The sequence below is a fragment of the Citrobacter sp. Cpo221 genome, assembly GCF_030332345.1.
GTDB classification, from domain to species: domain Bacteria; phylum Pseudomonadota; class Gammaproteobacteria; order Enterobacterales; family Enterobacteriaceae; genus Citrobacter; species Citrobacter portucalensis.
Map to the genome: position 1 here is coordinate 142,769 of NZ_JAOWIA010000033.1, position 18,452 is coordinate 161,220.

Sequence of the window (18,452 nt, forward strand, 5' to 3'; positions counted from 1 at the left end):
GAACAATATGAAAATCTTAACCGAAATTGGATCAACCGAGTATAAACGAATCATTCATGTAATTGATGTAATTAAACGATCATTGTAATGATTAGCCACCAAAAATCATTAAGGAAGCATGGCATTAGTCGACACTTTATGGTTGAGTGTCAAGGCTAATTTGCTTAAAAGGATGACCTATGAAATCGGGCCGTTTTATCGGTGTAATGTCTGGAACCAGCCTTGATGGCGTCGATGTTGTGCTGGCGACAATAGATGAAACGATGGTTGCGCAGCAGGCGAGTCTGACCTGGCCCATCCCCATTCATGTTAAACAAGCGATTCTGGATATCTGCCAGGGGCAGCAGCTTACTCTTTCTCAGTTTGGTCAGTTAGATGCACAGCTCGGTTATCTATTTGCTGAGGCGGTGAATGCGCTGTTGGTGCAAGAAAAATTGAAACCGCAGGATATCGTTGCGATTGGTTGTCACGGGCAAACCGTGTGGCATGAACCGAACGGTGCTGCGCCGCACACGCTGCAAATTGGTGATAACAACCAGATTGTCGCGCGTACCGGGATAACCGTAGTCGGCGATTTTCGTCGACGTGATATCGCCCTTGGCGGGCAGGGTGCACCGCTCGTTCCCGCGTTTCATCAGGCACTGCTGGCACATCCAACGGAACGGCGAATGGTGTTAAACATCGGCGGTATTGCCAATCTGTCTCTGCTTATTCCGCAACAACCCGTTCGTGGATACGACACCGGGCCGGGCAATATGCTGATGGATGCCTGGATCTGGAGGCAATGTGGCCAGCCCTACGACAAAGATGCGCAGTGGGCCATTTCAGGAACGGTGATCTTACCGTTGCTGCAGAATATGCTTAACGACCCTTATTTTTCCGCGCCTGCGCCGAAAAGCACCGGTCGTGAGTATTTTAATTACGGCTGGATAGAGCGTCATCTGGCGCAGTTTCCGGGAATTAGCCCACGAGATGTACAGGCGACGCTTGCCGAACTGACGGCAGTAACCATTTCAGAGCAGGTCTTGTTAAGCGGCGGCTGTGATCGACTCATGGTATGTGGTGGTGGCAGTCGTAATCCACTGCTGATGATGCGTCTGGCGGCATTATTACCGGGTACAGAGGTCACCTCAACCGATGAAGCCGGGATCAGCGGTGATGATATGGAAGCGTTAGCCTTTGCATGGTTGGCGTGGCGAACACTGGCCGGATTGCCGGGAAATTTACCGTCTGTGACTGGGGCGTCAGAGCCGAGTGTTTTAGGGGCAATTTATCCTGCCAATCCGCGAACTCAGAGTTAACTGAAATTATTCAGCGCGGTATGCCGGTAAACTAAGGATATTAGGGAGGGTGCCATTACCCTCCAGGACCAGGAAAGTCTTCAGGATATGGCTATGAAAAAACTGTTGTTAGTGTGTCTGCCCGTACTGCTTAGCGGTTGTAGTGTGTACAACCAATTTGTCGAGCGTATGCAAACGGATACGCTTGAATACCGCTGCGACGAAAAACCGCTGACCGTGAAGCTGAACAATACCCGCCAGACGGCAAGCTTTGTTTATGATAATCAACTATTGAACCTCAAACAGGGCGTGTCGGCATCAGGTGCACGTTATACCGATGGTATCTACGTATTTTGGTCTAAAGGCGACGAGGCAACGGTCTATAAACGAGACAGAATTGTGCTAAATAACTGTCAGTTACAGAACCCGAAGCGTTGAGATTTTCACCTGGGCGGCGCACAATAGCGTCACCCACTGACAATCCGTAGCCAAACATCATGTCTGATAACGACGAATTGCAGCAAATCGCGCATCTGCGCCGTGAATACACGAAAGGCGGTCTTCGCCGCCGCGATCTTCCCGCCGAACCCCTTGCGCTGTTTGAGCGCTGGCTGGGGCAAGCCTGTGATGCCAAACTGGCCGATCCCACCGCAATGGTCGTTGCGACCGTTGATGAAAATGGCCAGCCTTATCAGCGTATCGTGTTACTCAAACATTATGATGACAAAGGGTTGGTGTTCTATACCAACCTTGGCAGCCGTAAGGCGCATCAGATCGAGAAAAATCCACGCATCAGCCTTTTATTTCCCTGGCATACGCTGGAACGGCAGGTGATGGTGATCGGCAAGGCAGAGCGTCTTTCCACACTCGAAGTGGTGAAATACTTCCACAGTCGCCCACGCGACAGTCAGATTGGCGCCTGGGTCTCAAAACAATCCAGTCGGATCTCCGCGCGCGGTATTCTCGAAAGCAAATTCCTCGAACTGAAGCAGAAGTTTCAGCAAGGGGAAGTTCCTCTGCCCAGTTTCTGGGGCGGCTTTCGCGTGAGTATTGAACAAATGGAGTTCTGGCAGGGCGGTGAAAACCGTCTGCACGATCGTTTTTTATACCAACGCGAAGATAACGCGTGGAAAATTGATCGCCTGGCCCCCTAAAGATGCAAATTTCTTGTTTTAAGCGCTGGTGCTGATCAATCCGGCGCTTTATTCTATGTTTCTTTCGCATCAGGCGAAAAGTCGTGTACCGGCAAAGGTGCAGTCGTTTTATACATGGAGATTTTGATGGCAAGCAGTAACTTGATTAAACAATTGCAAGAGCGGGGGCTGGTGGCCCAGGTGACGGACGAGGAAGCGTTAGCAGAGCGACTGGCGCAAGGCCCGATCGCGCTCTATTGCGGCTTCGATCCTACCGCTGACAGCTTGCATTTGGGGCATCTGGTTCCATTGTTATGCCTGAAACGCTTCCAGCAGGCAGGCCATAAGCCTGTTGCACTGGTAGGTGGCGCAACCGGTCTGATTGGTGACCCGAGCTTTAAAGCCGCCGAGCGTAAACTGAATACCGAAGACACCGTGCAGGAGTGGGTGGATAAAATCCGCAAACAGGTTGCACCGTTCCTCGATTTCGACTGTGGCGACAACTCGGCGATTGCTGCGAACAACTACGACTGGTTTGGCGGTATGAACGTACTGACTTTCCTGCGCGATATCGGCAAACACTTCTCCGTTAACCAGATGATCAACAAAGAAGCGGTTAAGCAGCGTCTGAACCGTGACGATCAGGGGATCTCCTTTACCGAGTTTTCTTACAACCTGCTGCAGGGTTATGACTTTGCCTGCCTGAACAAACTGCACGGCGTGGCACTGCAGATTGGTGGTTCTGATCAGTGGGGTAACATTACTTCGGGTATCGATTTAACCCGTCGTTTGCACCAGAATCAGGTGTTTGGTCTGACCGTTCCGCTGATTACTAAAGCTGACGGCACCAAATTCGGTAAGACGGAAGGCGGCGCAGTGTGGCTGGATCCGAAGAAAACCAGTCCATATAAATTCTACCAGTTCTGGATCAACACCGCCGATGCGGACGTTTATCGCTTCCTGAAATTCTTCACTTTCATGGACATTGAAGAGATCAATGCGCTGGAAGAAGAAGATAAAAACAGCGGTAAAGCGCCGCGTGCCCAGTATGTTCTGGCCGAACAGGTTACTCGTCTGGTTCACGGTGAAGAAGGTCTGGTCGCGGCAAAACGCATTACCGAAAGCTTGTTCAACGGCAATCTCAGCGATTTGAGTGAAGCAGATTTCGAACAGCTGGCGCAGGATGGCGTGCCGATGATCGAGATGGACAAAGGTGCCGATTTGATGCAGGCGCTGGTGGACTCTGAGCTGCAGCCTTCTCGCGGTCAGGCACGTAAGACCATTGCGTCAAACGCGGTAACCATCAACGGTGAGAAGCAGTCCGATCCGGAATATTTCTTCCAGGAGAGTGATATCCTGTTCGGGCGCTATACCTTACTGCGCCGTGGCAAGAAGAACTATTGTCTGATTTGCTGGAAGTAAGATTGAGTTAGCAGGGGCGTGGGAAACTACGCCCCTTTATTTTTTCAGGGTTGTGGTAAGTAAAATGAAGAATATCCTCGCCATCCAGTCCCACGTTGTTTTTGGTCATGCGGGCAATAGTGCAGCAGAATTTCCGATGCGTCGTCTTGGCGCAAATGTCTGGCCGCTGAATACCGTTCAGTTTTCAAACCACACGCAGTATGGCAAATGGACCGGTTGCGTTATGCCGCCGAGCCACCTGACTGAAATTGTTCAGGGCATTGCTGATATTGATAAACTCCAGACCTGTGACGCAGTACTGAGCGGCTATCTTGGCTCAGCAGAACAGGGCGAGCATATTCTGGGTATTGTTCGCAAAGTAAAAGCGGCAAACCCGCAGGCAAAATACTTTTGCGATCCTGTGATGGGACACCCTGAAAAGGGGTGTATCGTCGCACCCGGAGTGGCGGAATTTCATGTACGCCATGCGCTTCCTGCCAGTGACATTATTGCCCCAAATCTGGTTGAGCTCGAAATTCTGTGCGAGCATGCGGTGAATAATGTCGGTGAGGCCGTTGCAGCAGCGCGTGAACTGATCGCTCAGGGACCTGAAATTGTACTGGTGAAGCATCTGGCACGCGCAGGTATCAGCACCGACCGTTTCGAGATGCTGCTGGTCACCGCTGAACAAGCGTGGCATATCAGTCGCCCGTTAGTCGATTTTGGCGCACGTCAACCGGTTGGTGTGGGTGATGTGACGAGTGGCTTGTTACTGGTGAAACTGCTGCAGGGCGCGTCTTTACAGCAGGCGCTTGAGCATGTGACTGCGGCGGTGTACGAAGTGATGATCACTACCAAAGAGATGCACGAGTATGAGCTACAGGTCGTGGCCGCGCAGGACCGTATCGCCAAGCCTGAACACTACTTTAGCGCAACTCAGCTGTAATCGATGCCCGATGGCGCTCACGCTTATCGGGCATATTTTTAGCTGTAGGCCGGGTATGTGCAAGTGCCACCCGGCAACAACAATTAATTTAAGCCTTCTGCTTTCAGCGCAGCAGCAACCGCCGGGCGTTCAGCCATTCGCGCCATATAGGCGTCAATATTACTTAATCCTGCCATATTCAGCTTAACCGCATAGGCCCAACGCAGTACGGTAAACAGATATGCATCGGCGATGCTGAAGCGCGGGCCGCAGATCCATTGGTTATCTTTCAGCGAGTCGTTCACATACTGCATTTTTTTCTCCAGCAGCGCGCGAACGGTTGGCTTAAAGTCTTCCGGCGTATCGGGACGGAACAGTGGCGTAAAGCCTTTATGCAGTTCTGTCGCAATGTAGTTAAGCCATTCGATGGTTTTGTAACGGGAGAGGCTGCTGGTAGGGGCAAGGAGCTGGCGGTCGGGCACGCTGTCCGCCAGGTATTGCATGATGGCGACACCTTCGGTAAGTAGCGTACCGTCATCCAGCAACAGTGCGGGAACTTGCCCTTTTGGGTTTACCGCGAAAAAATCATCGCCATTTTCCAGACGTTTCTTCATCAGATCAACACCATCCAGCGTGAAATCTTTACCGCTCTCACGAAGTGTGATGTGGGAAGCGAGAGAACATGCGCCCGGTTTGTAGAACAGTTTCATCGGTAACTCCTTTTGACTGAGGTATATCGTATGGTAGTGCTACCTCAGGCAAAAAAAAAGCCGCTAACAACAGTTAGCGGCCTGAAAATGAGTTTCCCTGAGAATTACGCTGTCGCGGCCTTAGAGGCTTTCTCATTGACGTCATCGTCCTGAGTCATACGGTTCAGTTTCGGAGCCGTCAGCAGCATCAGAACAGCGATAACAGCCGTTGCGACACCAATCTGCAGGAACACACGACCGTAGACTTCAAGGGACATCAGCGGGTCAGTCACGTTCTCTGGTACAGCCATCATGTTAGCGACGTAGCCACCGATGATGTTTGCACCGGCAGTGGTCAGGAACCAGCTACCCATGATGAAGCCCATCAGGCGTTGCGGAACCAACTGTGCCACCATTGCCAGACCCAGACCGGAGATCATCAGCTCACCGATACTTTGCAGACCGTAGCAGATAATCAGCCAGTTAACGGAAACGATGCCTGCATCGGTAGCGAATTTCGCGCCCAGCGGCAGGATCAGGAATGCACCGGAACACAGCACCATACCAATCGCAAACTTGGTCGGCATCGGCAGGGTATCGCCCATTTTGTTATAGATAGCGGCGAGGATTGGGCTACCAATGATGATCCAGAACGGGTTCAGTGCCTGGTACTGTTCAGGTTCGAAAGCAATGCCAAGAATAGAGTGCTCAACGTTACGAATCGCAAAGAAGTTCAGCGAGGTCGGCATCTGGCTGTACAGCACGAAGAAGATAATCGCTTCCAGCATCAGGATGAAGGCGACGATCATTTTACGACGCGCAGCACCGTGCATGGTGAAGGCTTCTTTACCGAAGATGAAAACGATACCCAGCGCAATGACGCCCAGAACCATACGTGCGATCTGCTGGTTGTGCAGCAACCAGGTTGCAATCGCGATCAGTACCACAACGCCAGCAATGGTCAGCAGCAGGTTACGGAAGTTGATCGGTTCAAAGTCAGGTTTAGAACCGTACTGTTTAACCCAGCGCTGACAGAATGCGAAGTTAACAACGGTAATCAGCATACCCACGACGCTCAGAGCGAACGCGGTGCTCCAGCCGTAACGCGCAGCTAACCACGGCGTTGCCAGCATAGAGAAGAATGAACCGATGTTGACGGACATGTAGTACATGGTAAATGCACCATCAAGACGCGGGTCATCTTTGGCATAGCAGGTAGAGAGCAGGGAGGATGGGTTTGCTTTAAACAGGCCGTTACCGACCGCGATGGCCGCCATGCCCATATAAACGATACCCGCATCGTGACCGGACCATGCTACCAACGCATAACCGATGGCCAGCACAACGGCACCCAGCATAATGACACGTTTTGTTCCCAGAACTTTATCACCTAACCAGCCGCCAATGGCAACCAGACCGTACACCAGGGCGCTAAAGGACGAGAAAAGGGTGATGGAATCCGCTTCTGACATACCCAGCTGTTTAACCAGGTAAACGGCCATAATCCCTTGCAGGCCGTAATAACCAAAACGTTCCCACAGCTCAATAGAGAAAATGAGATAGAACGCTTTTGGTTGTTTGAAGGCGTTTAAACTTACGCTTTCTGTTGGTTTATTGTTTGCAGTAGACACTTTTACCTCTTTTTTTACATCCCATATCAACGGGGGTGTTCAGGTACGTGATGAGTCAAGTTCATCCGTCCGATTGTTATAGTGGGAGGGGAAACGGCAAGTAATGTTCACTATCTTGACCATTCAGACAAGTGGTTTGTAATAATCTGTTACATATATCATGACTGGTGAAATCGTCGGGACCGTGAAATGTTATCTAGCGTTAAATTTCTTCATTTCTAAAATGGCAGATTTTTACACTGTTTAATCACCGCCAGAACCGCAATGTGGCGATATGTTCTGCTATTTAAGGTTGAATCCAGTGATATAGGCCATTATCTGAAAAATAGGCAGTGTAATGTTTTGTTTAGAAACTGTGCAGTTAGGTCATCTAATTGTCACCTTAACTAAAAAATAAAAATTTATTAACATTGTGTTAGCTGGATGATCTGGATCACGTATAGATAGAAATTTCTTTTGCTAAAAAAACGATTAACCTGCTCAGGTGTTAATTAACAAGAATATTGCATTAGATATGAGCAATTGAATGGCATCATTGTCGGGAAAATAAACGCTAGGGAGTGCATAACTAATCGTTATGTATGTAAGGGGCTAGGAGGATGCCCCGGCAGCATTAGATATCGACTTTCTCTTTGAATTCGCAGAGATCTTCAATAATACAGGAACCACAGCGCGGCTTTCTGGCGATGCAGGTGTAGCGACCATGAAGAATTAACCAGTGATGGCAATCGACTTTAAATTCACTGGGTACGACTTTCAGCAGCTTCTCTTCAACCTGCTCGACGTTTTTACCCGGGGCGAATTGCGTGCGATTACAGACGCGAAAAATGTGGGTATCTACAGCGATAGTGGGCCAGCCAAAGGCGGTATTTAACACCACATTAGCTGTCTTTCGCCCAACTCCGGGGAGAGCTTCTAACGCCGCACGGTCTTCAGGCACTTCACCATTATGTTGTTCCAGCAGAATGCGGCAGGTTTTAATTACGTTTTCCGCTTTGCTGTTAAACAAACCGATTGTCTTGATGTAGGACTTAACACCTTCAACACCGAGCTCCAGCATCGCGGCAGGCGTATTGGCGACGGGATATAGCTTAGCCGTCGCTTTATTGACACTGACATCGGTCGCTTGTGCGGAGAGTAAGACCGAAATCAACAGTTCAAACGGCGATGTAAAATTAAGCTCGGTTGTCGGATGCGGGTTGTTATCCCGCAGGCGCGTCAGTATTTCCAGACGTTTTGCTTTGTTCATTACGCATTCCCTGTTTCACCCGCGGGACTGTCCACGACAGCTGCCTCGGCACGACGTTTCTTCATTTTCTCATCAATCAGATACTTCACTGCCAGCATCAGACCCAGGCCAATAAACGCGCCCGGTGGCAGCATGGCCAGCAGAAACGGCGTATCAGTATGGAAGATCTCAACGCGCAAGACTTTGGCCCAGCTACCCAACAAACCGTCTGCGCCATCAAACAGTGTACCGTTACCAATTATTTCACGCAGCGAACCCAGAACAAACATGGCACCGGTTGCGCCCATGCCGATGGAGAAACCATCGAGTGCGGATAACGCAGGGCCCTTTTTGGCGGCGAAGGCTTCTGCACGGCCAACAACAATGCAGTTGGTTACAATCAGCGGGATGAAGATGCCCAGAGACTGATACAGGCCGAAGGCGTAGGCATTGATCAACATCTGTACCGCACTCACCACGGAGGCGATAATCATGACATAAATCGGGATACGGATTTCTGGCGGTGTCCAGCGGCGAAGGGCTGAAATTGTCAGGTTGGTCAGCGTCAGGACGAGCGTAGTCGCAAGTCCCAGACCCAGCGCGTTAGTGGCGGTAGAAGTGACGGCCAACAGCGGACACATCCCGAGTAGCTGCACAAGCGCGGAGTTATTTTTCCATAACCCCTGGACAATAACGTCTTTAATTTCGCTCATGGTTATTCTCCACAGGCGCTAAGTTGAGGGAGTTGCGCAGGCAGTGTCTGCGCATACAGGCCGGCACGTTTAACCGCGTTAACTACCGCACGGGGTGTAATGGTTGCGCCAGTAAACTGGTCAAAGTCGCCGCCATCTTTTTTCACTGCCCAGTGAGAGTCATTACCCGCCGCGATTGTTTTACCGCTAAAATGGGTGATCCAGTCGGACAGTCGCAGTTCGATTTTGTCGCCCAGCCCCGGCGTTTCATGGTGTTCGGTAACCCGCGTACCCAACACGGTACCCGTGAAATCGACACCCACCAGTAGTTGAATCGCTCCGGAATAACCATCTGGCGCCGTAGCTTCAAGAATTGCTGCAACGGGGCGATCGTCCTGGCGGGCAATATATACGCGATGCGTACCTTTGCCCAACGCCGGTGCATCGACCAGATAGCAACTTTCAGACAAGTTATTATTGTAGCGATCGCCAGGCAGAACCTGATCGAACAGCGTTTTTTGCTGTATCGCGGCCTGTTCATCAATGGTTGACTTGGTTAATTGATTGATTGCTGCGGTTAACCCCGTTGAGCCCGCAGCAAACAGCGCCAGTGTAATACCGTGTTTACGAATCGTTTTCAGCATATGTAGTCCTTAGCGATGTCCGTACACGCGAGGGCGGGTGTAATAATCAATCAGGGGAACCGTGATATTTGCCAGCAACACGGCAAAAGCCACGCCATCAGGATAACCACCAAAACTGCGTATCAACCACACTAACAGGCCCGCAAGCGCGCCAAAAATCAGACGACCACGGTTGGTTGTTGATGCCGTAACGGGATCGGTAAGAATAAAGAACGCACCTAACATCGTCGCGCCGGAAAGCAAGTGCAACTGAGGCGATGCCAGTGAGTCTGGCGAAAAAATCCAACCTAAAGTGGCGCAAACGGCGAGCGACAGCAGGAAGCTAACCGGGATATGCCAGCGAATCGCTTTTTGCCATAACAGCACGATACCGCCCACCAGCCAGGCAAGGTTCACCCACTGCCAGCCAGCGCCTGCCAGCATGCCGCTGTAGATCGGGTATTGCATCACCTGCTCAACGGTACGTCCTGCATGCAGGGATGTCTTAAAGGTATCAAGAGGCGTTGCCTGACTGATACCATCGATGCCCATACGCAGCGAATTCATATCCCCACCGCTGGCGGTATGTCCGTTAAAGATAACGTTCAGGGCGTCAAAAAAACCAGGCACCGTGGCCGCAATTTCATGCGGCGGAAGCCAACTGGTCATCTGTACCGGAAATGAGATGAGCAGCACGACATAACCAATCATGGCAGGGTTAAACGGGTTCTGCCCGAGCCCGCCATACAGCTGTTTCGCAATGATAACCGCAAATACCGTGCCTAATACCACCATCCACCATGGCGCGAGGGGCGGAATACTGACGGCCAAAAGCAACCCGGTGAGTAACGCAGAGTTGTCTTTTAAAATCGGCACAATGGGTTGTTTACGCAGTTTAAGCACACCCGCTTCGGCAGCAATAGCGCTGATGGATGCGAGAACTATCTGGAACAACGTGCCCCAGCCAAAGAACCACAGCTGAGCGGCGATCCCCGGCAATGCAGCAAGTAATACCAGCATCATGATACGCGATGTCTGGCGCTGGTTATGGGTATAAGGGGAGCTTGCTATTCTGAATACCATTTATTCCTCGTTTACAACCTGCTGCTGTGCGGCTTTCTTAGCCTGAGCGCGTGCGATAGCGGCCGCGACGGCGGCTTTACGTGGATCAACCGGCTCGGCTGTTTCAGCTACCGCCTGCTGCTCGAGCTTGCGGGCCTTGGCGCGGGCGATTGCTGCTTCCACGGCGGCTTTACGCGGATCAACCGGTTCGGCCGTTTCCGTTACCGCTTCTTGCTCAAGTTTGCGGGCTTTGGCGCGGGCGATTGCCGCTTCCACGGCGGCTTTACGCGGATCAACCGGCTCGGCTGTTTCCGTTATCGTCTGCCGCTCGAGCTTACGGGCTTTGGCGCGGGCAATTGCCGCTTCGACGGCGGCTTTACGCGGATCAGCCGGTTCGGCCGTTTCCGTTACCTGTTCTTGTTCAAGTTTGCGGGCTTTGGCACGGGCAATTGCCGCTTCCACGGCGGCTTTACGCGGGTCTGTAACCGTGCTGCTGCCTTCACTTTGTGGCGGATTTTCCTTACGGGAGGCACGAGCTTGCGCCTTACGCGCCTCGCGTACGGCAATCACTGCGCTATTGTCAGGTTTTTCGCCTGCCTGAATCACCACTGGCTGCAGCGCCTGAGCCTGCTTTTCTTTTACACGAGCCAGCGCGGCGGCAATGGCATCATGATCTTTGGCCGCCGGCTGAGCAGCGGCGCTCTTATGGCGTTCAAGACGTGCTGCTTTTTCACGTTCAAGGCGCGCCTGTCGGGCTTCAAACCGAGCTTTCGCTTCAGCGGCGCGTTTTTCTTCCTGGCTAATGGCGTAAATCTCGGCTTTTTCCTGACGGAAATATTGCACCAGCGGAATATTGCTTGGGCATACCCAGGCGCAGGCACCGCACTCAATGCAGTCGGCGATATTATGGGCCGTTGCCTTGTCGTGCTGTTGCCCTTTACTGAACCAATAAAGTTGTTGTGGCAGGAGATCCGCCGGACAGGCATCGGCGCATGCGCTACAGCGAATGCAGCCTTTCTCTTCCGGTGTTTCACCCATTTCACTGGCAGAGGGTGCCAGAAGACAGTTGGTTATCTTCACCACCGGGACATCCAGCCACGGCAGCGTAAAGCCCATCAGCGGCCCGCCCATAATCACCATCTGGTCGGCGGAAGGGCAGAAGCCCGCATCGTTGAGCAGATGACGAACCGGCGTGCCTAAACGCGCCCAGACGTTGCCCGGACGGCTGACGGCTTCACCGGTAAGCGTCACGACACGTTCGGTGATCGGTTCTCCGTCGATTACTGCACGTTTAATTGCATAGGCGGTTCCGACGTTTTGCATCAACACGCCGATATCTGAGGAGCGTCCACCGTGGGGAACCTGCTTGCCGGTCAGGATTTGTGTTAACTGCTTGGCCCCGCCGGACGGGTACTTGGTGGGGATCACGCGTAAGCTAATATCGTGTGAATCAGCCAGCACCGCGCGCAGCATAGATATCGCCTGCGGTTTGTTATCTTCGATACCCAGGAGGATCTCGCGTGGCTGAAGAATGTGCGCCAGGATGCGGATCCCTTCGACGACCTGCGCCGCGCAGTCCTGCATCAGGCGGTCATCTGCCGTAATGTAAGGCTCGCATTCGGCGGCGTTAATGATCAGCGTTTCAATTTTATCTCCGCCGCCCTGCAGTTTAACGCCGGTGGGAAAACCCGCGCCACCCAGTCCGGCGACGCCGAACTGATGAATACGCGCAATAAGCTCTTCCCGGCTGTGGGAGCGGTAATCGGTCCAGCCGTCTCGCTCAATCCAGCGATCTTCGCCATCGGCGTCTATGATGACGCTCAACTCAGCCAGTGCCGAAGGATGCGCGGTGGAGTGCGGGGCAATGGCAACAACGGTGCCTGATGTTGGTGCATGGACTGGAAGCATTTTGCCACGTCCGCGGGTTAATGCCTGACCACGCAGCACGGTGTCACCCACGTTTACGCACAGTTCACCCTCCGCACCAATATGTTGTTTCAGCGGAATAACGAAACGCGGCGCCAGCGGAACCTGTCGCAACGGCGTTCCGTTTGACTGGGTTTTCATTTCTGGTGGATGAATGCCGCCATCAAAGTCCCAGATTTTATTTTTTCTGAATGCAGAGAATAACTTAAACATGTTGTTCCACGGGAATGATGCGCACAGGGATGGTGTTTAAATCCCATTTCCAACTATCGGGTGTCTCGGCTACCGGGCGTAATTCAATACATTGCGTCGGGCACGGGTCAACGCACAGGTTGCACCCGGTGCAGAGATCGCTCATTACCGTGTGCATGGAGCGGGTCGCGCCCACGATCGCATCGACCGGGCAGGCCTGAATACACTTAGTGCACCCAATACAGTTATTTTCATCAATGACCGCCAGCATTCGCACCGGCGTAACGTCTTGTTCATCGCCATCAATAGGTTGCGGGTCGACGTTCAGCAGAGCGGCAATTTTTAACATCACCGCTTCGCCACCGGGGGCGCAACGGTTAATTTTTTCACCCTGAGAGCCTATCGCTTCAGCGTAAGGATGACAGCCCGGATAGCCGCACTGTCCACACTGGCTTTGCGGGAGAATTTCATCAATTTTCTCCACGACCGGATCATCTTCAACGGCAAAACGTCGCGAGGCGTACCCCAAAATAGCGCCGAACGCCAGACCCAGTAGACTCACTGCGGCAACGGCAATCCAGATAGCATTCATTACAACTTCACCAAACCACTAAAGCCCATAAAGGCCAATGACATTAAACCAGCAGTAATCAGCGCAATCGCATTGCCGCGAAACGGCGCTGGGACATCCGCTACGGCGAGGCGTTCGCGGATCGCAGCGAACAGTACCATCACCAGCGAGAAGCCGACGGCGGCGGAAAAACCGTATAGCGCCGACTGTAAAAAGTTATGGCCGAGGTTGATGTTCAGTAGCGCCACACCTAACACTGCGCAGTTAGTGGTGATCAGCGGTAGGAAGATCCCCAGCAGGCGGTACAGCGCAGGGCTGGTTTTACGCACAACCATTTCGGTAAACTGCACGACGACGGCGATAACCAGAATAAAAGCCAGCGTGCGCAGATAGATGAGATTGAGCGGGATTAGGATCCAGGTATCAATCAGCCATGCGCAAATGGAGGCCAGCGTCATGACAAACGTCGTGGCAAGGCCCATACCCATTGCGGTTTCCAGTTTTTTGGAAACACCCATAAACGGGCAGAGGCCCAGAAACTTGACCAGTACAAAGTTATTGACCAGTACAGTTCCGACAAACAGCAGCAGGTAATCAGTCATTTTTCGGCCTGAAATAAAAAAGCCGCCTATTATCTGACAATCTACAACAGGCGACAACAGGTTAACTGTAGGGTTATTACGGGTTCACAAACGTCGATTTAACGCGCTGCGATCGTTTGAAGTAGGGCACCAACAGTGCTGCGGCCAGTAATGGGAACAGCAGCTGGCGCACGGCAAAAGCGTCTGGAACGGGTGAAAACGCAAACGCTTTAATCGCCAGCAACACGGAGATCAGCAGCCACAGAATGTAATGCTTAGGCACACAGGCTCGGCGTTTGAAAAACGCAATCGTCAGCCACAGTGTGTAATACCACATGGCGATCGCGGTAACAAAAGAGACGCCCCATAACAGCAAGTTTGCCGTACTTTGCTCACCCAGCGTTTTGAAGGTTTGCGGTGTAGCCAGCGCAGTGACATAAAGTAATAACGCCAGCGAAGCGCTCAACAACGCGACTAACAGCCAGGCCAGTGGCCCAAGTAGCCAGCCTCCGATACGTTGTGCCGGTGTGGTAGTCATCTCTTCTCCAGGTTTACGCGCGCAATCAATCATGCCATTCATTTTGGGGCAATTATTATAAAGCTTTTAACGTTGAGCGCTACTTTCTTCTTTATTGCACGTAATGCCAGACTGATTTAGGTACCTGACCAACATCAAACAGACGGCCTCCGGATATAAGCTCCGCACGGCGATGGTCTGCGGCACGGTACATATTGATGATGTCGCTATCGTCGGTGAGCGTGTAGTTTAGATGGTCGAACAGCTTTTCCAGACTTTCGAGTGAACTGATTTTGCGGAATTTTAATAAGTAATCCTGAACAGTCATAAATGCAGATCCATATTAATAAAATAATACCAACGGAGTAGAAAATATAAAAATAAACAACGTGCACAGGTAAAAGCGGATTTACGTGCAAATTTAAGAAGAGTGTTCATACCTGTGAAAAGCAGGCGCTATGCGCGTCTTTGGCAAGGGTAACGCGCTTAGCGATCGCTGGCAATATGCAGCGGAGCGGGATGCGACATAATTCCCTTTTTTTGACAGAAAGCGATCTTTTCCCGGCAAGCCCTGCAACTACCAATGTTAATTGCCGGGCAATAAAAGGCTGCGGATGCTTATTTTTTCTGCACTGCGGCAACGGGCTCTGGCGGCTGGTAATTGTCAATATGATTGGCAACACCCAGCAGGATCACAGAGACGGCGAGAACAATCCAACCTGTTAATTCAATAAGACGATTCATTACTGATGACATTTGCTTTGATTTATCTATAAACACAGGCTGCAAATGTTACTAATCTCTCATTAATACAGCAAGATGATTGGGAACGATTTCTACCTCTTTTTCGCTGCAAGTTAAGCATAAGTGGCATATGTTTGACTTAAGTTAAAAACAACCTTTGTAGCGCAAAGGTTATTAAACTATTGAGACGTTGCAAGGTATGGTGTGAAATAGGTCAGTCCTGAATTGAGAGGCAATAATATGAGTGACAACATCCGCGTTGGGCTAATTGGCTATGGTTATGCCAGCAAAACCTTCCATGCCCCCCTGATTGTGGGCACGCCGGGCCTGGAACTGGCTGCAGTTTCCAGTAGTGATGAAGCAAAAGTGAAGGCAGACTGGCCTACGGTGGCGGTTGTTGCTGAGCCTAAGCATCTTTTTAACGATCCAAATATCGACCTGATTGTGATCCCCACGCCTAACGACACGCACTTTCCGTTAGCGAAAGCTGCGCTGGAAGCGGGCAAACACGTGGTTGTTGATAAGCCTTTTACTGTGACACTGTCACAAGCTCGTGAGCTGGATGCGCTGGCGCGCAGCCTCGGGCGCGTGCTGTCTGTGTTCCATAACCGTCGCTGGGACAGTGATTTTCTGACGCTGAAAGCTCTGCTGGCGGATGGTGTTTTGGGAGAGGTGGCGTATTTCGAATCCCATTTCGATCGTTTCCGCCCGCAGGTTCGTGACCGTTGGCGTGAACAGGGCGGTCCGGGAAGCGGTATCTGGTACGATTTAGCACCGCATCTTTTGGATCAGGCGATAAACCTGTTTGGTTTGCCTGTCAGCCTGACGGTAGACCTGGCCCAGCTGCGTCCGGGCGCGCAGGCGACGGATTACTTCCATGCCATCCTGACGTATCCGCAACGTCGTGTGATCCTGCATGGCACCATGCTCGCTGCCGCAGAATCGGCCCGTTATATTGTGCACGGATCGCGTGGCAGCTATGTGAAGTATGGTCTTGACCCGCAGGAAGAGCGTCTGAAAAATGGCGAGCGACTGCCACAGGAAGACTGGGGTTATGATATGCGTGATGGCGTATTGACGCGAGTAGAAGGCGAAGAGCAGGTTGAAGAAACCTGGCTTACCGTACCGGGCAACTATCCGGCGTACTATGCTGGCATTCGTGATGCGCTAAATGGTAACGGTGAAAACCCGGTACCGGCGAGACAGGCTATCCAAATTATGGAGCTGATTGAGCTGGGTCTCGAATCCGCGAAACATCGTTCGACGCTGTGTCTTGCCTGATTAGGTAAATGGCGCAAGGCGATACCTTCCTGGCATCGTATCCGGCCTACAATCAAAACCAACGTAGGCCGGATAAGCGTTAGCGCCATCCGGCACTTTACCTGTTACGCTGCGGCGACTTTCTCGCGCAAGGCTCGTTTTTCTTCGTTACTCAGGAATGCCATTTCCAGACCGTTGATTTGGGCCTGACGTATCTGTTCACGCGTTAACCCTGCCGCGGGTGCGGCAATGGTGTACTCGTGAATAATATCCACACCTTGAACAGCCGGGTCGTCCGTATTCAAACTGGCGATAACGCCATGCTCAAGGAACGTTTTCAGCGGATGGTTCGCTAGTGAGGCAACGGTGCTGGTCTGAATGTTTGATGTCAGGCAGGATTCGATGCCGATACGGTGCTCGGCGAGGTAATCCATCAACGCACGATCTTCAACGGCTTTAACGCCGTGACCAATACGCTCAGCGCCTAGCTCTTTAATGGCCTGCCAGATGCTTTCTGGTCCCGCGGCTTCGCCCGCATGAACGGTAATACGCCAGCCGGCGTCGCGAGCCTGGTTGAAATGGGACAGGAACAGGCTGCCCGGGAACCCCAGTTCGTCACCGGCAAGATCCAGTGCCGTAATATGGTCTCGGTGAGCTAACAGCGCATCCAGTTCCTGCAGGCAGGCGGCTTCGCCAAAAGTACGGCTCATAATGCCAATTAAGCGTGCTTCGACGCCAAAGGTCTTGCAACCCTCGCGTACACCTGCGATGACGGCTTCAACCACACCTGCAACCGGGAGCTGATGCGTCATCGCCATGTATCCTGGGGAAAAACGCAGTTCAACATAGTGCAAGCCGTTACGTGCGGCATCCTCAATATTTTCAAATGCCACGCGACGACAGGCATCCAGCGAGGCCAGTACCTTCACGCCCCAGTCGAGCTTGGATAAAAAGCTCACTAAATCCGGCTCACTTGATGTGACTTGCACATGAGGGATCAGCGTTTCCAACGTTTGTGCCGGAAGCGTTAAGTTGAACTGACGACCCAGATCCAGGATCGTTTGTGCACGGATGTTACCATCAAGGTGGCGATGGACGTCGGTCAGGGGGAGGGAAGTATCAATCATGGTCGCACTCGTGTATTTAGGTAAAGTGCAGGCCATTATACAACAGAAAAATGTTCCTCTAAAAACTTTAAAAAAAGCAGTGCAGAGTTCGGGGTTATGGGGAAGCAAGTATCGCCAAATTGTTGACCATGCTGTTAGCGCTCCAACAGAGTGGTGTTCCGACGGCCTGATCCTTGAGACCGTATCACGCTGCTTTTGCCTTGCGGTGGCAAGATGGGCGTAAAGTAAGCAATAACGCATTTCCTGCAGCATGTGTGTAATGAAGGGATTTTATTTTAAGATTATTTACCTCGTTTTTATATAATTACTGCCTGTCGGTGTTATTTTATTCAGATATTTATTGAGTAACATTGCTAATAGCGAAAAATGGACACTTTCCAGTTTATGAATGTGCAGCGAGGTATGTTATAAAAATACAATAACGACTGAGGGTATTAATAAAGTGAAAAGTGTAAAGCTAATTGTCAGTACAATGTTCTGTGGAAGTTTGCTGCTGGCAACTGTGCCTACGCATGCGGCGTATAAAGCGGATGAAACGCATGTAATCCAGTTTAAGAAAGGTACCAGTGGCGCAGATATCAAGGGGACAATTACGGGCGATAAAACAAAAGATTATACGTTTGTCGCCAAAAAAGGGCAGACCATGCAAGCAGTTTTGAAAAGCGCCTGGCCTCATCCTTTCATGAGTATTATTGCGCCGGGCGAACAATTCATTTTTGATGGCATGATGAGTGGTGACACTTATAAAAATACACTGCCTGCCAGCGGTAAGTATACCATCAGAATATATCAAAAAGGCGCGGCGAAGGATGAGGGAAAAACCAACGCATTCCAGCTGCACATGAAAATTACCAACTGATCATGAGGAAA

At 51.4% G+C, this 18,452-nt stretch carries 21 protein-coding genes; 8 read left to right on the forward strand and 13 right to left on the reverse strand.

The annotated features are described in order from the left end of the window. Positions 1-179 precede the first annotated feature (179 nt). The 5 genes from anmK to pdxY all read left to right on the forward strand — a co-directional run bounded on the left by anmK (position 180) and on the right by pdxY (position 4,760). Entirely contained in the window at positions 180-1,301 is a 1,122-nt protein-coding gene (gene anmK, locus OGY72_RS05215; RefSeq protein ID WP_003832781.1) for an anhydro-N-acetylmuramic acid kinase, read from the forward strand. Positions 1,302-1,388: 87 nt separating this feature from the next. Beyond that, complete coding sequence (mliC, locus tag OGY72_RS05220; protein ID WP_003029170.1) at positions 1,389-1,718, forward strand: C-type lysozyme inhibitor; 330 nt, start codon at positions 1,389-1,391, stop codon at positions 1,716-1,718. Positions 1,719-1,777: 59 nt separating this feature from the next. Then, complete coding sequence (gene pdxH / locus OGY72_RS05225) at positions 1,778-2,434, forward strand: pyridoxamine 5'-phosphate oxidase (protein WP_003029169.1); 657 nt, start codon at positions 1,778-1,780, stop codon at positions 2,432-2,434. Between the two features lie 126 nt (positions 2,435-2,560). Beyond that, a complete protein-coding gene (gene tyrS / locus OGY72_RS05230; RefSeq protein ID WP_003029168.1) occupies positions 2,561-3,835 on the forward strand; it encodes a tyrosine--tRNA ligase in 1,275 nt (424 codons plus the stop codon). A 64-nt stretch (positions 3,836-3,899) separates the two neighbouring features. Further along, positions 3,900-4,760 (forward strand): pyridoxal kinase PdxY, encoded by an 861-nt coding sequence (gene pdxY, locus OGY72_RS05235; protein WP_003832785.1) that lies wholly within the window; start codon positions 3,900-3,902, stop codon positions 4,758-4,760. An 83-nt stretch (positions 4,761-4,843) separates the two neighbouring features. Here the strand turns inward: pdxY and gstA are convergent, their stop codons facing one another. The 12 genes from gstA to blr form a co-directional block, all read right to left on the reverse strand. Continuing rightward, positions 4,844-5,449: a glutathione transferase GstA gene (gene gstA / locus OGY72_RS05240; RefSeq protein ID WP_003832787.1), complete on the reverse strand. Its 606-nt coding sequence runs from the start codon at positions 5,447-5,449 to the stop codon at positions 4,844-4,846. A gap of 104 nt (positions 5,450-5,553) precedes the next feature. Continuing rightward, positions 5,554-7,059: a dipeptide/tripeptide permease DtpA gene (gene dtpA, locus OGY72_RS05245; RefSeq protein WP_020996425.1), complete on the reverse strand. Its 1,506-nt coding sequence runs from the start codon at positions 7,057-7,059 to the stop codon at positions 5,554-5,556. Positions 7,060-7,672: 613 nt separating this feature from the next. Beyond that, positions 7,673-8,308 carry an endonuclease III gene (nth, locus tag OGY72_RS05250; protein WP_003029161.1) on the reverse strand — a complete coding sequence of 212 codons (636 nt, stop codon included), beginning with the start codon at positions 8,306-8,308 and terminating at the stop codon, positions 7,673-7,675. Further along, positions 8,308-9,000, reverse strand: a complete 693-nt coding sequence (locus OGY72_RS05255) for an electron transport complex subunit E (RefSeq protein ID WP_008784678.1) — start codon at positions 8,998-9,000, stop codon at positions 8,308-8,310. The genes nth and OGY72_RS05255 overlap by 1 nt, the downstream gene beginning before the upstream one ends. 2 nt (positions 9,001-9,002) lie before the next feature. After that, positions 9,003-9,623, reverse strand: a complete 621-nt coding sequence (gene rsxG, locus OGY72_RS05260; protein ID WP_063941551.1) for an electron transport complex subunit RsxG — start codon at positions 9,621-9,623, stop codon at positions 9,003-9,005. A 9-nt stretch (positions 9,624-9,632) separates the two neighbouring features. Beyond that, positions 9,633-10,685 (reverse strand): electron transport complex subunit RsxD, encoded by a 1,053-nt coding sequence (gene rsxD, locus OGY72_RS05265; protein WP_286547223.1) that lies wholly within the window; start codon positions 10,683-10,685, stop codon positions 9,633-9,635. Next, a complete protein-coding gene (rsxC, locus tag OGY72_RS05270; protein ID WP_286547226.1) occupies positions 10,686-12,803 on the reverse strand; it encodes an electron transport complex subunit RsxC in 2,118 nt (705 codons plus the stop codon). It lies immediately after the preceding gene. Continuing rightward, on the reverse strand, positions 12,796-13,374 hold the full coding sequence (gene rsxB, locus OGY72_RS05275; protein ID WP_003832800.1) for an electron transport complex subunit RsxB: 579 nt from the start codon (positions 13,372-13,374) through the stop codon (positions 12,796-12,798). Before rsxB ends, rsxC begins: the two co-directional genes overlap by 8 nt. Continuing rightward, entirely contained in the window at positions 13,374-13,955 is a 582-nt protein-coding gene (rsxA, locus tag OGY72_RS05280; RefSeq protein ID WP_003029144.1) for an electron transport complex subunit RsxA, read from the reverse strand. Before rsxA ends, rsxB begins: the two co-directional genes overlap by 1 nt. Positions 13,956-14,031: 76 nt before the next feature. Further along, a complete protein-coding gene (locus tag OGY72_RS05285; protein ID WP_003832803.1) occupies positions 14,032-14,472 on the reverse strand; it encodes a DUF2569 domain-containing protein in 441 nt (146 codons plus the stop codon). A gap of 91 nt (positions 14,473-14,563) precedes the next feature. Next, positions 14,564-14,779 (reverse strand): transcription modulator YdgT, encoded by a 216-nt coding sequence (gene ydgT / locus OGY72_RS05290; protein WP_003832804.1) that lies wholly within the window; start codon positions 14,777-14,779, stop codon positions 14,564-14,566. Between the two features lie 290 nt (positions 14,780-15,069). Continuing rightward, positions 15,070-15,195, reverse strand: coding sequence for a division septum protein Blr (gene blr, locus OGY72_RS05295; protein WP_003029134.1), 126 nt, complete (start codon positions 15,193-15,195; stop codon positions 15,070-15,072). A 240-nt stretch (positions 15,196-15,435) separates the two neighbouring features. Here blr and OGY72_RS05300 point away from each other — a divergent pair, with 240 nt between their 5' ends. Then, complete coding sequence (locus OGY72_RS05300; protein ID WP_003832806.1) at positions 15,436-16,476, forward strand: oxidoreductase; 1,041 nt, start codon at positions 15,436-15,438, stop codon at positions 16,474-16,476. 104 nt (positions 16,477-16,580) lie between these two features. Here OGY72_RS05300 and add read toward each other — a convergent pair whose 3' ends face one another. After that, positions 16,581-17,582, reverse strand: a complete 1,002-nt coding sequence (gene add / locus OGY72_RS05305; RefSeq protein WP_286547231.1) for an adenosine deaminase — start codon at positions 17,580-17,582, stop codon at positions 16,581-16,583. On the opposite strand from add, the gene OGY72_RS05310 reads away from it, so the two are divergent. Together OGY72_RS05310 and OGY72_RS05315 are read left to right on the forward strand one after the other, a co-directional pair. Beyond that, positions 17,581-17,805: a hypothetical protein gene (locus OGY72_RS05310; RefSeq protein ID WP_126318202.1), complete on the forward strand. Its 225-nt coding sequence runs from the start codon at positions 17,581-17,583 to the stop codon at positions 17,803-17,805. The two genes, add and OGY72_RS05310, sit on opposite strands and share 2 nt — an antisense overlap. A gap of 219 nt (positions 17,806-18,024) precedes the next feature. Beyond that, entirely contained in the window at positions 18,025-18,441 is a 417-nt protein-coding gene (locus tag OGY72_RS05315) for a hypothetical protein (protein WP_003832810.1), read from the forward strand. Positions 18,442-18,452 lie beyond the last annotated feature (11 nt).